Source organism: Amycolatopsis lurida (assembly GCF_900105055.1).
GTDB classification, from domain to species: domain Bacteria; phylum Actinomycetota; class Actinomycetes; order Mycobacteriales; family Pseudonocardiaceae; genus Amycolatopsis; species Amycolatopsis lurida.
On sequence record NZ_FNTA01000004.1, the window covers coordinates 7,440,463 to 7,453,797 of the forward strand.

The window sequence follows — 13,335 nt, forward strand, 5'->3', positions numbered from 1 at the left end:
CGGATCACTACTGTGTCCCCGCAGTTTAGGACGTCCTCGGTGCGGTTCGGTTGCGCACCCGGGCGAGTGTGTGCAGCGGCGCGCACCACGGCTGCGCGGACCAGGAGGGCGTGGCCCCCGTTTCGGGCAAAAGGAGCGCGGCGAGCTCGCCCGCCAGGCTCCGGTGCTGCTCCTCGGTCAGATTTCGTTGGTGGGAAAGCAAGTGGAGCAGTTCGACCGCCGGTCCGGTGGACAACGCGCGGACGTTGTCGAGCAGCCACTGCGGGATCCAGCGGGCCGTCAGCTCGTCGCCGGCCTGGAGCAACTGCTCGGCGACGCGGTCCGCGGGCGCGCCGGAACCCGCCATGGTGGCGGCGATCTCCTGGTGCAGCACGGCGCGGATGGCGGGCGGGGTGTTGGCGGCGAACACATCCCGCACCAGCGGGACCCGGAACCGCAGCCGTTCTCCCTCGGTTTCCAGCACGCGCGCGGCGAGCGCCTCTTCGACCGCTCCGATGAGCGCCCGCAGTTCGCGGCCGGTGACACCCGTCAGATCGGCGACCGTGAACGACGAGCCCAGCAGCGCCGCCGAATTCAGCGTTCGCTTGCACGGTACGGAAAGCGCGGCGAGATGATCTTCGACCAGGTCGGCGAGCCTGCTGTGCGGCGTGACGTCGGGCTGGCGCCCGTCGGCGAACTCGGCGAACAGCTCGCACAGGTAGCCGGCGTTCCCGGCGCTGTACCCGGCCGCGAACCCGAGGAAGTCCTCGCCCGGATCCCTGGCCAAGGTCTCCTCGGCGAGCGCGGCGACGGCCGGGCCGTCGAACGGCGGCAGCGAGACGACGTCGCCGTCGAGCCGAGTGCGGAGTACTTCGAGGGTGCGGCGCCGGGGGAGGGGCCGCGCCGAACCGATCAGCAGCAGCGGCAGGTGCGCGGTGAACCGGTGCAGCCGCTGCCAGGCGAGCAGGCTTTCCTCGTCGGCCCAGTGCAGGTCTTCGAAGACGAGCACCCACGGCCCGTCTTCGCACAGTTCGGTGACCGTTTTGCCGAGATCGTCGAGTGCTTCGCCGCCGAGGCAGTCGGCGATGAGGCTCAGCGGGACCGCGCTGGTCAGCTCGTCGGCTTCGACCCAGCGCGTGCGGCTCCTCGCCGAGGCGAGGGCCTCCGCCAGGAACGTGCTCTTGCCGCTGCCCGCCTCGCCGTCCAGCCAGATCGTCCCGCCGCGGCCTTCGTCCAGCAACGCGGCCAGGTGCCGGTGCACCCGGCGGAGCTCGAATTCCCGGCCGACGAACGCGGACGGCCGTTCGCGCACGGCGTGGGCCTGCCGATGCCGTTCCGGATCGCCGTCCAGGACCCGCTGTCGCAGGGCGAGCAGTTCCGGCCCGGGTTCGAGACCGGACTGTTCGATGATCGTCTCGCGGGCGCGGTCGAACGCGGCCAGCGCCTCGGCCTGCCTTCCGGACCGGAACAACGCGGTGATCAGCATCCGGTGCAGGCCCTCGCGCAACGGATGGCGCTCGACCAGCACGGCGAGCTCGCCCACGAGTTCGCGGTAGCCGCCGAGGTGCAGCGCGACCTCGGCCTGGCGTTCGAGCGCGTTCATCCGCAGCTCGTTAAGCCGGGCGCGTTGGGTCTCGGCGAAGGGCCCGGGGATCCCGTCGAGCGCGGAACCGCGCCATTGTCCGAGCGCGGAGCGAAGCGACTCCAGCTCTCGCTCGTGCGACCCGGCGATCCGGTGCGTGCGGGCCCGCTCCAGCTCGGCTTCGAAGACGTGGACGTCGACCTGCTGCTTCGGCAGGTCGAGGCGGTAGCCGGCGCGGCTGGCGACGAGCGGTTCGCCCGCGGGCTCCAGCGCGCGGCGCAGCGCGGAGACGTAGGTGTACACGATGCCGGTGGCGCTGGCCGGGGGCCGCTCGCCCCAGACCGCGTCGATGATCTCCCTGCGGGAGACGAACTGGCCGGCGTGCAGGGCGAGCGTGGCGAACACCGCCTGACGCTGGGCGGGACCCAGCGCGATCTCGCCTTCGCCGTGGCGGGCGGGAGAACCGCCCAGCAGCCGCACCGTCAGCGAGGAAACCTCGTCCATGACCTGCCGCCTGTGCGTCCGACTGCCGAAAAGAGAGTCCTGCTCAGCGGAAAGCCTAGTGGCGGCGATGTGGGTTTCGCAATCAATCGGGCACTCACCGTGTGGGTTTCGGCGGCCGAGCCTGGAACTGGCCGTTTCGTGGACTGCCGGATGTCCGTTCATGTGGGTTTCAGGCCGCGTTCAGGCGAGGGGCGACCGGGCAAAGCCGGGCGTTCGCGGGGGCAGAAAGGTATGCGGCGCTGGTCGAAGGCATGCGAGGCTGTGCATGCTGTGACAGTGAGCCAGGATCAGGAACACTTCGCCGGTGACGTCCTGCTCAGCCTCGCCCGGAACGGCAGGCTGGTACTCGACGCAGATGAGGCCGAAGCCCGCATCACCGACCTCCGGCGGACGCTGGCCTTCGGCTACGCCCTCCTCGCCGACCCGGACTACACCGGACCCGAGGGCAGGCTCCGCGAGATCCTGGACGAGCTGCCCAAGTACGTCGAGGCGTTTCAGCAGGCCACGAAGTCCTTCACGCCTCGTTGAGAACTCGTGGAGACTTCGTGAAGAGCTCCTCCGCAGACTGTGTCCCATCCGACTGGGGCCGCGGACAAGCGGAGGGGAAGAAGTGGACACGGAAACCCGACAGATCACCGTGGCGGTGCACGCACCCGACCCGATCACCACGGCGGGTTTGGGCAGCCAGCTCGGCACGCAGCAGGGGATCGACATCCGGGACTGGGACCAGCGCGCCGAGACCGACGTACTGGTGTTCGCCGCAGAATGCCTGACGCCGGAGATCGTGCTCTGGCTGCGGCGGCTCGCCGCCGAGGACGGCAAACCGGTGGTGCTCGTGGTGAGCCAGATCAGCGAGGCGGAACTCGTGCCCGCCATCGAATGCCGGGTGGTGGCGGTCCTGCCGCGATCGGCCACGACCGGCGAACGGCTGGCGCACGCCGTCCGCGCGGCGGCCACCGGCGGCGGGGTGCTCCCGCCGAGCCTGCTCGGCGAACTGCTCAAGCACGTCGAGCGGCTGCAACGCGAGGTGCTCGACCCGATGGGCGTCAACACCGCCGGGCTCACCACGCGGGAGATCGACGTCCTGCGGCTGATGGCCGAGGGCAAGGACACCGTCGAGATCGCCGGCGAGCTCAGCTACTCGGAACGCAGCGTGAAGCACATCATCCAGGGCATCACCGGACGGCTGAAGCTGAAGAACCGGCCGCACGCCGTCGCGTACGCCGTCCGTGCCGGGGTGATCTGAGGCGCCACTCACGACTACGTGGACCCGGGCCGAAGGCTTCCCTTCACCGCACGAGACGCGGCGAAGGGAGCCTTCATCCCACCATCGACCCGGCCGAGACCGTGTCACGTTCGACGTTCGGCTCAATAACTCGCGTGATCGAAGGCGTATCTCTCAGATCAGCCCGGCCCGGATGGCCTCGGCCACCGCTTCGGCCCGGTTCCGCAGGGCCAGCCGCCGTTGCGCGTGCTGCAGGATGTTCTTGACGGTGCGCTGGGAGTAGCCCATCGCCGCGCCGATCTCCGCGGTGTCCTTGCCCTCCGCGATCAGCCGCAGCACGCTGACCTCGCGTTCGTGGAACGGCGCCGGGCCTTCCGCCAGGGCGCCGTATCCGGCGGCGAGCCGTCCTGCTGAGGTCGGCGGCGCCGATCGCGCCGCCATGACCTCGGCGATCAGCAGCTCCGGCCGGGCCGCTCGATACGGCAGGATGCCGCGCACACCGGCCTCCGCGGCCGAGCGGTGTTCGGACGGCGGGAGCGGTCCGGCGATCAGGATTCCGGGCAGGGTGCCTTGTTCGGCCACCGCCCGCCGGAGCACCGGGAGGTCCTGTCCGGCCGGGTCTTCGGCGCCCACCAGTACGTCCGCGCCCGGCCCGGATACCACCGCGAGCGCCGCGGCCTGCGAAAGGATGCCGACGAGGCCCGCGCTGGTCACGGGGTCCGCCGCGTAGACGGCGACCCGGAGATCCGGCGCGTTCACGAGGCGTATCGGCCGTTCACCAGTGCCGTGGCCAGTTCGATCCGGGAGCTCAGCCGTCCGTCCACATTCTTGCGGCTGGTCTGGAGGGTCTTCGCCAGCTGCTCGTTCGTCAGCCCTTCGCCGGCCAGCAGCGCCAGCAGGTGCTCGTTCTCGGCGGCCGTCTCCTCGTGGTCACCTGGGGGAGTGATCCCGTTGTCCCGCATCAGATTCCGCAGCCGCGCGCGGTACAGCAGCGCGTCGAGCGAACCGAGCGTCTCGTAGACCTCGACGAGTACCTTGGGATCGGTCGCGTGGTGCCGTACCAGGCGTTCGGCCGCGATGGCGAGTTCGAGCGGCTGTTCGCGTTCCCTTGCCAGCCAAAGGCATTCGCCGTCCGGCTCCTGTCGGAGGCAGGCGCGGACCAGATGGCGATGCAGCAGCACCCGCCCGGTCGGCATCGCGGAAGCGAGTTCCTCCAGCGCGTCGAGTGCCTTCCTGGCCGCGGCCCGGTCGTTCTTCCGCAACGCGAGTTCGGCGAGATCGGCCCAGGCGATGTCGGTGCCGACGGCGAGCCCGCGGGTGGCCGCGTGCAGGCGTTCGGCGGCGCGGTCGGTCTCGCCGAGCGCCATGTCGACCCGGGCCTCCGCGATGTCGAGCAGATGCGCCAGCATCGGTGCCGTGGCGCGGGCGGCGGTCAGCATCTCCCGTGCCGCGGTGAACCGTCCCTGCGACAGCAGGACCGACACGGTCGACAGGTGCATCGCGGCCGAGCCGGTAGCGTAACCGCGCCGCGAGCGGTCGGCCACGCTGCGATGGGCGAAGTCGATCGCGCGGTCGGGCCGGCCACGCATGACCGCGAGCATTGAACGTTCACTGTCACGCAGCCCCGTTTCGGGGAAGTCTTCGTCGGCGAGCAGTTTCTCCGCGCGTGCCCGTTCGCCCAGCACCAGCAACGCGGTGACGTACGAGGTGATCTGGTCGTTCCGGTGCCGCCGCGCCGTCCTCAGCGGCCACCGCTCGCGTTCGGTCAGGTTCGCGCCGAACCGTGCCGAGTGGCCTGCCCAGAGCTCGGCCAGACCGCCGAAGAGTTCGCCCAGCATCGCGGAGACCGTCGATTCGGTCCGCCAGGAATCGTTCTCCGCCAGCAGTTCGGCCGCTTCCGCCCAGCGGTCCAGCAGGCTCAGCGCGATCGCGCTCGAGGCCACCGACCAGTCCGGCGGGTTCGTGGCGATCCTCGCCAGTTCGGCAGTGTTGCCGGAGTTGTGCAGCGCGCAGACGGCGATGGACTGGGCCTCCTGCGCGGCGTCGGCGGACAGCCGGTCGGGGAATTCCTCCAGCAGCCGCCGCGTCCCCGCCAGGCTTTGTTCGTGGTCTCCGTTCAGGTGACACCACATGGTGTGGAGAAGGGTGACCCTCGCCCGCTGCGGCCGGTCCTCGGTCAGTTCGACCGCGGCGCGCAGCCATCGCGCGCCGCGGGCGGTCTGGTCGTCGGGCAGGAAGGCCGCGTTGTCGAGCAGTTCGGCGAGGGCGCGGCGCGGGTCGATCAGCTTTCCGGCCTCGGCGATCCGGTCGGGGAGGTAGTACGGGGCGGACGTGTGCGCGGTCCCGTTCCACAACGCGGTGACGGCGGCCGCGGAGAGCCGGCGGCGTTCGAACGGCCCGAGTTCGGCGATCAGCGCGTACGCCACCACCGGCACGGTGAACCGCCAGCCCCGGCCACGATGCAGAATCCCGTCCGCTCGCAGGGTTTCCAGTATCGCGAGCGTTTCCGCGGGATCCTGCGCGAGGACCTCGCTGATCAGCGACGGCATCGCCGCACCGAGCGGATGCAGCATCGCGGCGGCCTTCGCGACGGCGAACCGTCCGGGGGCCAGCTGCATGGAGTGCAGCGGAACCGGCGTACCGGGGACGAGATACGCGCGCCGGTCGACGATCCGGATCGCGCCCTGCGCGCGCAGCAGGTCCAGCGCCTGGCGCAACGCGGCGGGCACTCCCCGGCTGAGTTCGTGCAGCCGGTCCCGCAGGAGGGCGCTCGGAACGGCGCCCAGCGCCTCGACGGCAGGCCGCGTGATCTCCGCCGTCGTCAACGGCGGCAACCGCACCGGTTCCACCAGGCCTTCGGCTCGCAACCGCCGCACGACGGCGAGCCTTCCGGTCGCGTCCCGGACCGGGGTTCGCGTGGCGCAGACCAGCTTGCCCGACGAGCGGCGGATCGACGCCGCCAGCTCCGCGAGAGAGCCGCTCCCCATCCACTGGGTGTCGTCGAGCAGCAGCACATGCCCGTCGCCGACGTCGGGAGGCCAAGGAACGCCGCCGGGCGCGAGGTCGCCGTCCGGTGTGAAGCGCACGGTCGAAACCTCTTGTCCAGACGCGGAAAGCCGTTCGGACAGCCGGGCGAGCAGCGTGGTCCGGCCGACGCCCGCCGGCCCGGTCACCCAGACGCAGGGCGCGCCCTCGCCGGTGACAAGCTCCAAGATCCGCTCGGCCACCTCGTCCACGCCTGCCATCCTGAGCGGCGCGGACCTCCGCGACGTGGCGGGGCGGCCGGCCTGGCCCGTATGGCCGCCGGGTCCGCCCGAAAGCCGTCAGGCGGCGAGAGGACCGAAGACCAGCGTGCCCGGGGCCTTCGCGTCGTCACCCGCCCAGAACTCCAGCCAGAGCGCGGCGAACTCGTCCCTGGACAGCATTCCGTCGCCGTCGGAGTCCAGCAGCGGGAAGGTGGCGTCGGTGTCGGTGGGGCGGCCGTTCCAGACCTCGATCAACTGGCGGTACTCCGCCGCGGAGATCAGGCCGTCCCCGTTCTCGTCGATCGCTTCGAACATCGCGTCGGCCGTCGCGGTCACGGCCTCGGGCGTGTCCGGGAGCCTGTCGACCACCAGGAGGACCTCGTCGAGGGTGACCTTGTCGTCGCGGTCGAGGTCCGACGCCGCCAGCAACGTCGTCCACCAGCTCAGCATGATGCCGGTCAGGCGCCGCTCGTCACCCGGGCCGCGGCGCCGCGCCCACCGGTCGGCCAGCGCCTGGAAGTCCCGTTCCTGAAGGAAACCGTCGCCGTCGACGTCCATCGCGGCGAAGACGCCCGAGATCTTGCGCCGCTGCAAGTCGCTTGCCATGCGTCCGAACGATAGGACCGGTGGCGTAACGGCACATCGGCCATTCAGGGCCACGGCGATCCACGATCGGGGGACGGCGCGCGGAGCGCCGTACCGTGGACAGCGACGACCTGCACCCGGAGGTGGTGGATGACGGACGAAATCGAACGGGCGGCCCACGCCTACTGTCCTGCCTGCAATCCGGCCCCCGGCCTCGGCGAGCCGGTCACGGCGCTCTGCGGGGCCACCCATCCGTACTGGGGCCGCCGCGAGCGGCCGGTGAACAACTGCCCGGCCTGCGAGGCCGTCGTCGCGAAGACGGTGTACCCGTGCGGCCATACGGGTGGTGGGAGATGAGGGCCACAGTGAGGTCGCTGTTTCCCCGGCCCGTCGCGGGGTATCCGGAGGCAGCGGACAACGAAAGGGAGGCCACGATGAACGACAAGGCCGAAAACAAGATCGACGAGCTCAAGGGCAAGGCGAAGGAAGCGGCCGGGAACGCCACCGACAACGAGCAGTGGCAGGCCGAAGGCAAGGCCGAGCAGGGCAAGGCCAACGTCAAGCAGGCGGGCGAGAAGATCAAGGACGCCGTGAAGGGCGTTCGGGACTGACCTGTGGCGGGCTCGCGCGTGAAGATCACCTTCACGCGCGAGCCGCTGCGGTACGGTCCGGATCATGGACTTCCGGGACTTCGACGGCATCAAGGTACGGCGCCCTTCGGTCGGGCGCGACGACCTCGAAAACGAGCCCGCCGCGTTCCGGGGTGACTTCGACTTCGACTCGGTCCACCTCGACGGCGGCGACCAGGACGGAGTCCGCGGCGGCGGCGAGATCGTCCGTTCCCTCGTCTCGGACGTGAGCCTGGCGAACTCCCGGCTCGACAGGTTGACCCTTTCCGACGTGATCCTCGAAGGCGTCGACCTCTCCAACGCGGCGATCCGCGAACTGTCGGCCCGCCGGGTCGAAATCCTTCGCTGCCGCGCGATCGGGCTGGGAGTGGCGATCACCTCGGCGACCGATCTGTACGTCGAGAACGCGAGGTTCGACTACGCGTCGGTGACGGTCGAACGGGTGAAGGGCTCAACCGTGTTCTCCGGATGTTCGTTCCGGGAGACGGTGTTCTCCGGAGACCTGTCCCGACTGACCTTTGTGGACTGTGAGTTCGCCGGAACGGAATTCGCGGCGACCGCCGCGGTGGACTGCGATCTCCGCGGTTCGCGCCTGTCCGGCGTCCGCGGCCTGGTGAGCTTGCGCGGCGCGAAAATCACCGGCGAGCAGGCCGCTTCGGTCGCGGGGATCCTCGCCACCGAAAGCGGATTGTCGGTCGTCGGATGACCCACGTCGTCCTGTTCCACTCGGTGCTGGGGTTGCGGCCGGCCGAGCCGGCCGCGGCGGACCGGCTGCGCGCCGCCGGCCACGTGCGCTCGACGCCGCCAGGCAGCTGCCCGAGGACACCGTGCCGGCCGGGATGGCGATGGGCGCGGTGGTGGCCGCGGGGCTGCTCCCTCATCGGCCCGCCACCGCCGGCGTGCTCTTGCTCCACGCCATCGCCGACCTGCCCGCGAAAGTTCGCGAGGGGTTGCCGATCCAGCTCCACGCGGCCGACCCGGACGACTTCGCACCACCCGCCGCGCTCCCAGGCTGGCTCGACGCGGCGACCCAATCCGGCGCCGACGCGCGGGTGTTCACCTACCCCGGCGCTGGCCACTTCTACACCGACAGCAGCCTGCCCGACCATCACGAAGAGACGGCGACCCTGACCTGGCAACGGATTCTGGCGTTCCTGGCGGTTCAGCCCTCCGGATAGAAGACGAAGAGCGTGCACCCGGTCGCCGACGCGGGCACGTGCCACGAACCGGCCGGAGCGTGCAGGAAGGTACCCGCCGGGTAGTCACGCGCTCCGTCGTTGAAGATGCCGGAGACGACGAACACCTCTTCGGGTCCCGGTTCGTGGACGTCGCGATGTGGCCACGAGGTTCCGGGATCCATTTCCAGCACGTTGGCGTGGGCGCCGTCCGTTCCCGTCCACAGTGGACGCAACCGGATCCCGGGGAACAGCTCGCGAACGGGGGATTCCTTGACGGGGAAGGAAATGTAGCCCTCTTGGGCGAGAATCTCTGGGTGCATGACCTCATGGTGCCGTGGCCGCCTCGCGCCCGGACAGTGTCAGAGAAGACACCATGGGGTATTTTCCTGCCATGCATCGCGTGAGGGCACTGGTGCGGCCGGTGCAGTCGACCTTCGAGCTCGGGATCGCCGCCGAGGTCTTCGGTACGGAGCGCGCCGGAGTGCCGCGGTACTACGAATTCGACGTCTGCACGGAGAAACCCGGCCCGGTGCCGACCACGGCCGGGTACGAGATCTCCGTGACCAGCGGCCTGTCCGCGCTGGCGGACGCCGACACGGTGCTCATCCCCGGCTGGTCCCCGGCGGAGGCACCGCTCTCGGCCCAGGTGCGCCGGGCGCTCCTGCGCGCGCACGCCAGGGGAGCGCGGCTCGTCACGATCTGTTCCGGCGTTTTCGCGCTGGCCAGGACCGGGTTGCTGGACGGCAGGACGGCGACCACCCATTGGGCGCGTGTTTCCCATCTACAGGAGGAATTCCCGCGGATTCGCGTGGAACCGGACGTGCTCTACGTGGACCACGGCGACGTCGCCACGAGCGCCGGGGCGGGCGCGGGGATCGATCTCTGCCTGCACCTGGTCCGGCGTGACCACGGGGCCGCGCACGCCGCCCTCGTCGCCCGGCACATGGTGATGCCGCCGCACCGGGACGGCGGTCAGGCGCAGTTCGTCCCGGCCCCGCCGACCGGCGACGAGCTGGACGGTCTCCTCGAATGGGCGGGCGAACGCCTCGGGACACCGTTGTCGGTGGGTGATCTGGCCGCGCACCTCAACGTCTCACCCCGAACCCTCGCCCGGCGCTTCGCCGATCAGCTCGGCACCACGCCGGGCGCCTGGTTGCTGACGCGGCGCGTGACCGAGGCGCGCACCCTGCTGGAGGAGACCGCCTTGCCGGTGGAAGTGATCGCGGCCCGCGTCGGGCTGACGTCGGCCGTGAATCTCCGCCGTCGTTTCCGCGATCAGGTCGGCACGACGCCGGGCGCGTACCGGCGCGCCTTCCGGGGCCCGGTTTCGCCTTGAGCGGAACGGTGCGCGCGCGCCCCGGCGGAATGTCACGATGATCGTATGGCGGACATCCTCCCTTTCCACCAGAAGCGTCCCGAACCGGAGCCGCTGTGGCGTGACGTGCTGGGCAAGAGCCTGCGCGCCGCGAGGGAGGACCAGGGCGGCCGCCTCGTCGACGTCGCGGAACGCGCCGGGATTTCGCCGCAGTACCTCTCCGAGATCGAACGCGGCCGCAAGGAGCCGTCCAGCGAGATGATCGCCGCGGTCACCGGCGCGCTCGGGCTCGACCTGGCGGACCTGCTCTTCGGTATCGCGGGCACGATCAGCCGGGGCGGCAGCACGGGTCTCGCGGTCGGCCGGCGGCCGCGAGGACCCGTGCTCATGGCCGCTTGATCGTCTGTCGGTGAACCCGCGCCGCGATCGACGTCGGCAGGACGTGACCTGGTGACCCCTCCCGATGGGCGATCAGGGCGTCCTGCCACCGCGATAGCCGGGCGGGTTCACGCGTTGTGTCCGGTTTACGAGTCCGTCCTCAGCTCCGCCGACCCGCCTAAGCACGCTCGTCGAGGACGCGGTCCGCGAGCCCGTACGCGACCGCGCCCGCCGCGTCGAACACGCGGTCCCGGTCGGTGTCGTGCCGGAGATCGGCGACGGCGCGGCCGGTGTGCGCGGAGAGGATCTCTTCCAGCTGCGTCCGCACCCGCACCACTTCGTCGGCCTGCAGGATGAGGTCCGGGATGGTGCCGCGGCCCTGCGCGGCGGGCTGGTGCAGCACCACCCTGGTGTGGGGAAGCACGAACCGGTGCCCCGCCTCGCCGGCGGCCAGCAGGATCGCGCCCGCCGCGACGGCCTGGCCGACGCAGGTCGTGGCCACCGGCGCCTTGATGAAGCGCATCGTGTCGTACAGCGCGAGCATCGCCGACGGGTCGCCGCCCTCGGTGTTGATGTAGAGGTTGATCTCCTGCTCGGGGTTGTCCGCTTCCAGGTACAGCAGCTGCGTGATCAGCGCGTTCGCCACGCCCGAATCGATCGCGGTCCCGAGGTAGATGATCCGCTCCGACAGCAGATGCGAGTAGACGTCCATGATCCGCTCGCCGGCGGGACTGCGGGAGATGACGTTGGGGATGGTGTAGGTGCTCATGCGCCCGCACCCCTTTCCGTGCCGAGGCCGAGTTTGTGCGTGCGGACGGGGACGACCTGGTCGAGGCTCTCGACGATGTGGTCGATGAAGCCGTATTCGCGCGCCTGCTCGGTGGTGAACCAGCGATCGTGGAGCGAGTCGGCGAAGATCCGGTCGATGGGCTGCCCGGTGTCGTCGGCGATGAGGCCCAGCACCGTGTCCCGCGTGTAGCGCAGGTCGTCCGCCTGCACCTCCACTTCGACGGCCGAACCGCCGATGCCCGCCGAGCCCTGGTGCATCAGGATCCGGGCGTGCGGCAGGGCGAAGCGTTTGCCGGGGGTGCCCGCGGAAAGCAGGAACTGCCCGGCGCTGCACGCCAGCCCCAGCGCGAGGGTCGCGACGTCGCACGGCACGAGCCGCATCACGTCGCGGATGGCCAGCATCGAGGGGACCGAACCACCCGGCGAATGGATCCACAACGCGATGTCCTTGCGCGGGTCCTCGCTCGCCAGTGACAGCAGCTGGGTGGTGAGGACCGTCCCGTTGTCGTCGTCGAGCGCGCCGTCGAGGACCAGCACACGCTGGCTGAAGAACCGTTCCCGGAGCCGTTGGTCGAAGAGTGGCTGCTTCTCGTATTCGGTCATGCCCCGACCATGCCGCCGGGGCCCGGCCGTCCGCCGGTTTCTCTGCTGTGAGCGGATCAGCCCACAGCAGGGCGTTTGGCCGGGACGAACCAGACGACTCCCGCCAGGGCGACGGCGAAAGCGAGGAGGAGGAGATCGATGGTGAGACCCGCATGCAACGCGAGACCGAGATACATCCAATCCTCGCCGAGGACGGTCAGCAGGAACAGCGAGAGCAACGTCAGCAGCGCGGAGACGCTGAGCAGGATCTGCCCCGCCCGGGCCCTGGCGAGCAGGCTCGCGCCGCCCGCCACCGCGGCCACCCCGGCGAGGATCAAGCTGATGCCGCCCAGCGAGATGAACGGATGCGAGAACTCGACAACGAAGTAGTACGCCTGGTGCATCAGCATCGCGTTCGCGAGCAGTGCGAAGCCGAGCACCATGCCTGCCACCCCCGCCAGGACCGCGAACACGGAGGGCGGGGTCAGCCCTGGCCGTTGCGGCGCGGGCAGGATCGGCACCGGGGTTTCGATCCCGTTCGCGGCCTGGGCCAGCAGCGGGAGCGCGTGATCCGGCAGCATGCGCTCTTGCGGTGCTTTCGCCAGCAGGCCGCGGAGGACGTCCGCGAGCGGCGCGGGCGTCCGGGTGATCGGCGGCTGCTCGTTGACGACGGCGTACAGCGTGGCCGCGACGTTCGCCCGCTGGAAGAAGTTCCCGCCCTCGCTCGCGCTGAGCAGCGTCACGCCGAGCGACCAGAGATCGGAATGGGGAGTGCCTTCGTGCCCCGCGATCGTTTCGGGGGCGAGGAACGCGGGGGTGCCTGCCGGGTCGAGGGCCTTGGCGATCCCGAAACCGGTCAGGTACACCGCGCCGCCGGTACCCACCAGGACGTTGGCGGGCCGCACGTCCCCGTGCACGATGCCCGCCGTATGCGCGGCGGCGAGCGCGCCGAGCACCTGCCCGCCGATCTCGGCCACCGACCGAGGCGGCAGCGGTCCCGCGGAGACCAGCTCCTCCAAGGTCTGTGCTTCCACCAGGTCCATCACGAGGAACGCCGCCCCGTCCGCCACCACGACGTCGTGGACGGGCACCACCGACGGGTGCTCCACGGAGACACGGGCTTCACGCTGGAGCCGCTCCACGAGGGCGGGCTCACGGGTGGGAAGCGGCAGTTCCTTGATCGCGACCTGGATCCGGTCCGGCCCGTCCTCGGCACGCCACAGCACGGCCGTCCCGTCGCGACCCAGCTCATCGAGCAGGGTGTAGCGCTCGGCGATCGTGCGGGAAACTGCCGTCACAGTGGTTCTCCTCGAATCCTGAAGGGGTCTTCGAGGGACGCTAACC

General features: G+C 70.6%; 16 protein-coding genes. 8 read left to right on the forward strand and 8 right to left on the reverse strand.

Annotated elements, in window-relative coordinates; all coding sequences use genetic code 11:
* Positions 1-25: 25 nt before the first annotated feature.
* On the reverse strand, positions 26-2,065 hold the full coding sequence (locus BLW75_RS40340; RefSeq protein ID WP_034316200.1) for an ATP-binding protein: 2,040 nt from the start codon (positions 2,063-2,065) through the stop codon (positions 26-28).
* Positions 2,066-2,341: 276 nt separating this feature from the next.
* Here BLW75_RS40340 and BLW75_RS40345 point away from each other — a divergent pair, with 276 nt between their 5' ends.
* Together BLW75_RS40345 and BLW75_RS40350 are read left to right on the forward strand one after the other, a co-directional pair.
* Positions 2,342-2,593, forward strand: a complete 252-nt coding sequence (locus BLW75_RS40345) for a hypothetical protein (protein ID WP_034316198.1) — start codon at positions 2,342-2,344, stop codon at positions 2,591-2,593.
* Positions 2,594-2,675: 82 nt separating this feature from the next.
* A complete protein-coding gene (locus BLW75_RS40350; RefSeq protein ID WP_034316195.1) occupies positions 2,676-3,311 on the forward strand; it encodes a helix-turn-helix transcriptional regulator in 636 nt (211 codons plus the stop codon).
* A gap of 153 nt (positions 3,312-3,464) precedes the next feature.
* On the opposite strand, the gene BLW75_RS40355 is transcribed toward BLW75_RS40350, so the two are convergent.
* From BLW75_RS40355 to BLW75_RS40365, 3 genes are all read right to left on the reverse strand, one after another.
* Positions 3,465-4,049: a helix-turn-helix transcriptional regulator gene (locus BLW75_RS40355; RefSeq protein ID WP_034316193.1), complete on the reverse strand. Its 585-nt coding sequence runs from the start codon at positions 4,047-4,049 to the stop codon at positions 3,465-3,467.
* Entirely contained in the window at positions 4,046-6,535 is a 2,490-nt protein-coding gene (locus BLW75_RS40360) for an ATP-binding protein (RefSeq protein ID WP_241783801.1), read from the reverse strand. The genes BLW75_RS40355 and BLW75_RS40360 overlap by 4 nt, the downstream gene beginning before the upstream one ends.
* 78 nt (positions 6,536-6,613) lie before the next feature.
* Positions 6,614-7,141, reverse strand: a complete 528-nt coding sequence (locus BLW75_RS40365) for an EF-hand domain-containing protein (RefSeq protein ID WP_198935779.1) — start codon at positions 7,139-7,141, stop codon at positions 6,614-6,616.
* 129 nt (positions 7,142-7,270) lie between these two features.
* Between BLW75_RS40365 and BLW75_RS40370 the strand changes: the two genes are divergently transcribed.
* The 4 genes from BLW75_RS40370 (at position 7,271) to BLW75_RS40385 (ending at position 8,927) form a co-directional block, all read left to right on the forward strand.
* Entirely contained in the window at positions 7,271-7,477 is a 207-nt protein-coding gene (locus BLW75_RS40370; RefSeq protein ID WP_034316188.1) for a hypothetical protein, read from the forward strand.
* Positions 7,478-7,554: 77 nt separating this feature from the next.
* Positions 7,555-7,731 (forward strand): CsbD family protein, encoded by a 177-nt coding sequence (locus BLW75_RS40375; RefSeq protein ID WP_034316186.1) that lies wholly within the window; start codon positions 7,555-7,557, stop codon positions 7,729-7,731.
* Between the two features lie 64 nt (positions 7,732-7,795).
* A complete protein-coding gene (locus tag BLW75_RS40380; RefSeq protein ID WP_034316184.1) occupies positions 7,796-8,455 on the forward strand; it encodes a pentapeptide repeat-containing protein in 660 nt (219 codons plus the stop codon).
* A gap of 121 nt (positions 8,456-8,576) precedes the next feature.
* Positions 8,577-8,927: a dienelactone hydrolase family protein gene (locus tag BLW75_RS40385; RefSeq protein WP_241783799.1), complete on the forward strand. Its 351-nt coding sequence runs from the start codon at positions 8,577-8,579 to the stop codon at positions 8,925-8,927.
* Here the strand turns inward: BLW75_RS40385 and BLW75_RS40390 are convergent.
* The gene (locus BLW75_RS40390) at positions 8,912-9,247 is read right to left on the reverse strand and encodes a cupin domain-containing protein (protein ID WP_034316182.1); all 336 of its coding nucleotides are present in this window, start codon (positions 9,245-9,247) and stop codon (positions 8,912-8,914) included. The two genes, BLW75_RS40385 and BLW75_RS40390, sit on opposite strands and share 16 nt — an antisense overlap.
* 71 nt (positions 9,248-9,318) lie before the next feature.
* Here BLW75_RS40390 and BLW75_RS40395 point away from each other — a divergent pair, with 71 nt between their 5' ends.
* Together BLW75_RS40395 and BLW75_RS40400 are read left to right on the forward strand one after the other, a co-directional pair.
* Positions 9,319-10,263 (forward strand): GlxA family transcriptional regulator, encoded by a 945-nt coding sequence (locus BLW75_RS40395; RefSeq protein WP_034316179.1) that lies wholly within the window; start codon positions 9,319-9,321, stop codon positions 10,261-10,263.
* A gap of 45 nt (positions 10,264-10,308) precedes the next feature.
* On the forward strand, positions 10,309-10,641 hold the full coding sequence (locus BLW75_RS40400; RefSeq protein WP_034316176.1) for a helix-turn-helix domain-containing protein: 333 nt from the start codon (positions 10,309-10,311) through the stop codon (positions 10,639-10,641).
* Positions 10,642-10,798: 157 nt separating this feature from the next.
* On the opposite strand, the gene BLW75_RS40405 is transcribed toward BLW75_RS40400, so the two are convergent.
* The 3 genes from BLW75_RS40405 to BLW75_RS40415 are packed head-to-tail and all read right to left on the reverse strand — an operon-like array spanning position 10,799 to position 13,289.
* Entirely contained in the window at positions 10,799-11,389 is a 591-nt protein-coding gene (locus tag BLW75_RS40405) for a ClpP family protease (protein WP_034316174.1), read from the reverse strand.
* Entirely contained in the window at positions 11,386-12,012 is a 627-nt protein-coding gene (locus tag BLW75_RS40410) for a ClpP family protease (RefSeq protein WP_034316170.1), read from the reverse strand. Before BLW75_RS40410 ends, BLW75_RS40405 begins: the two co-directional genes overlap by 4 nt.
* 56 nt (positions 12,013-12,068) lie before the next feature.
* Positions 12,069-13,289 (reverse strand): serine/threonine-protein kinase, encoded by a 1,221-nt coding sequence (locus BLW75_RS40415; RefSeq protein ID WP_034316168.1) that lies wholly within the window; start codon positions 13,287-13,289, stop codon positions 12,069-12,071.
* Positions 13,290-13,335 lie beyond the last annotated feature (46 nt).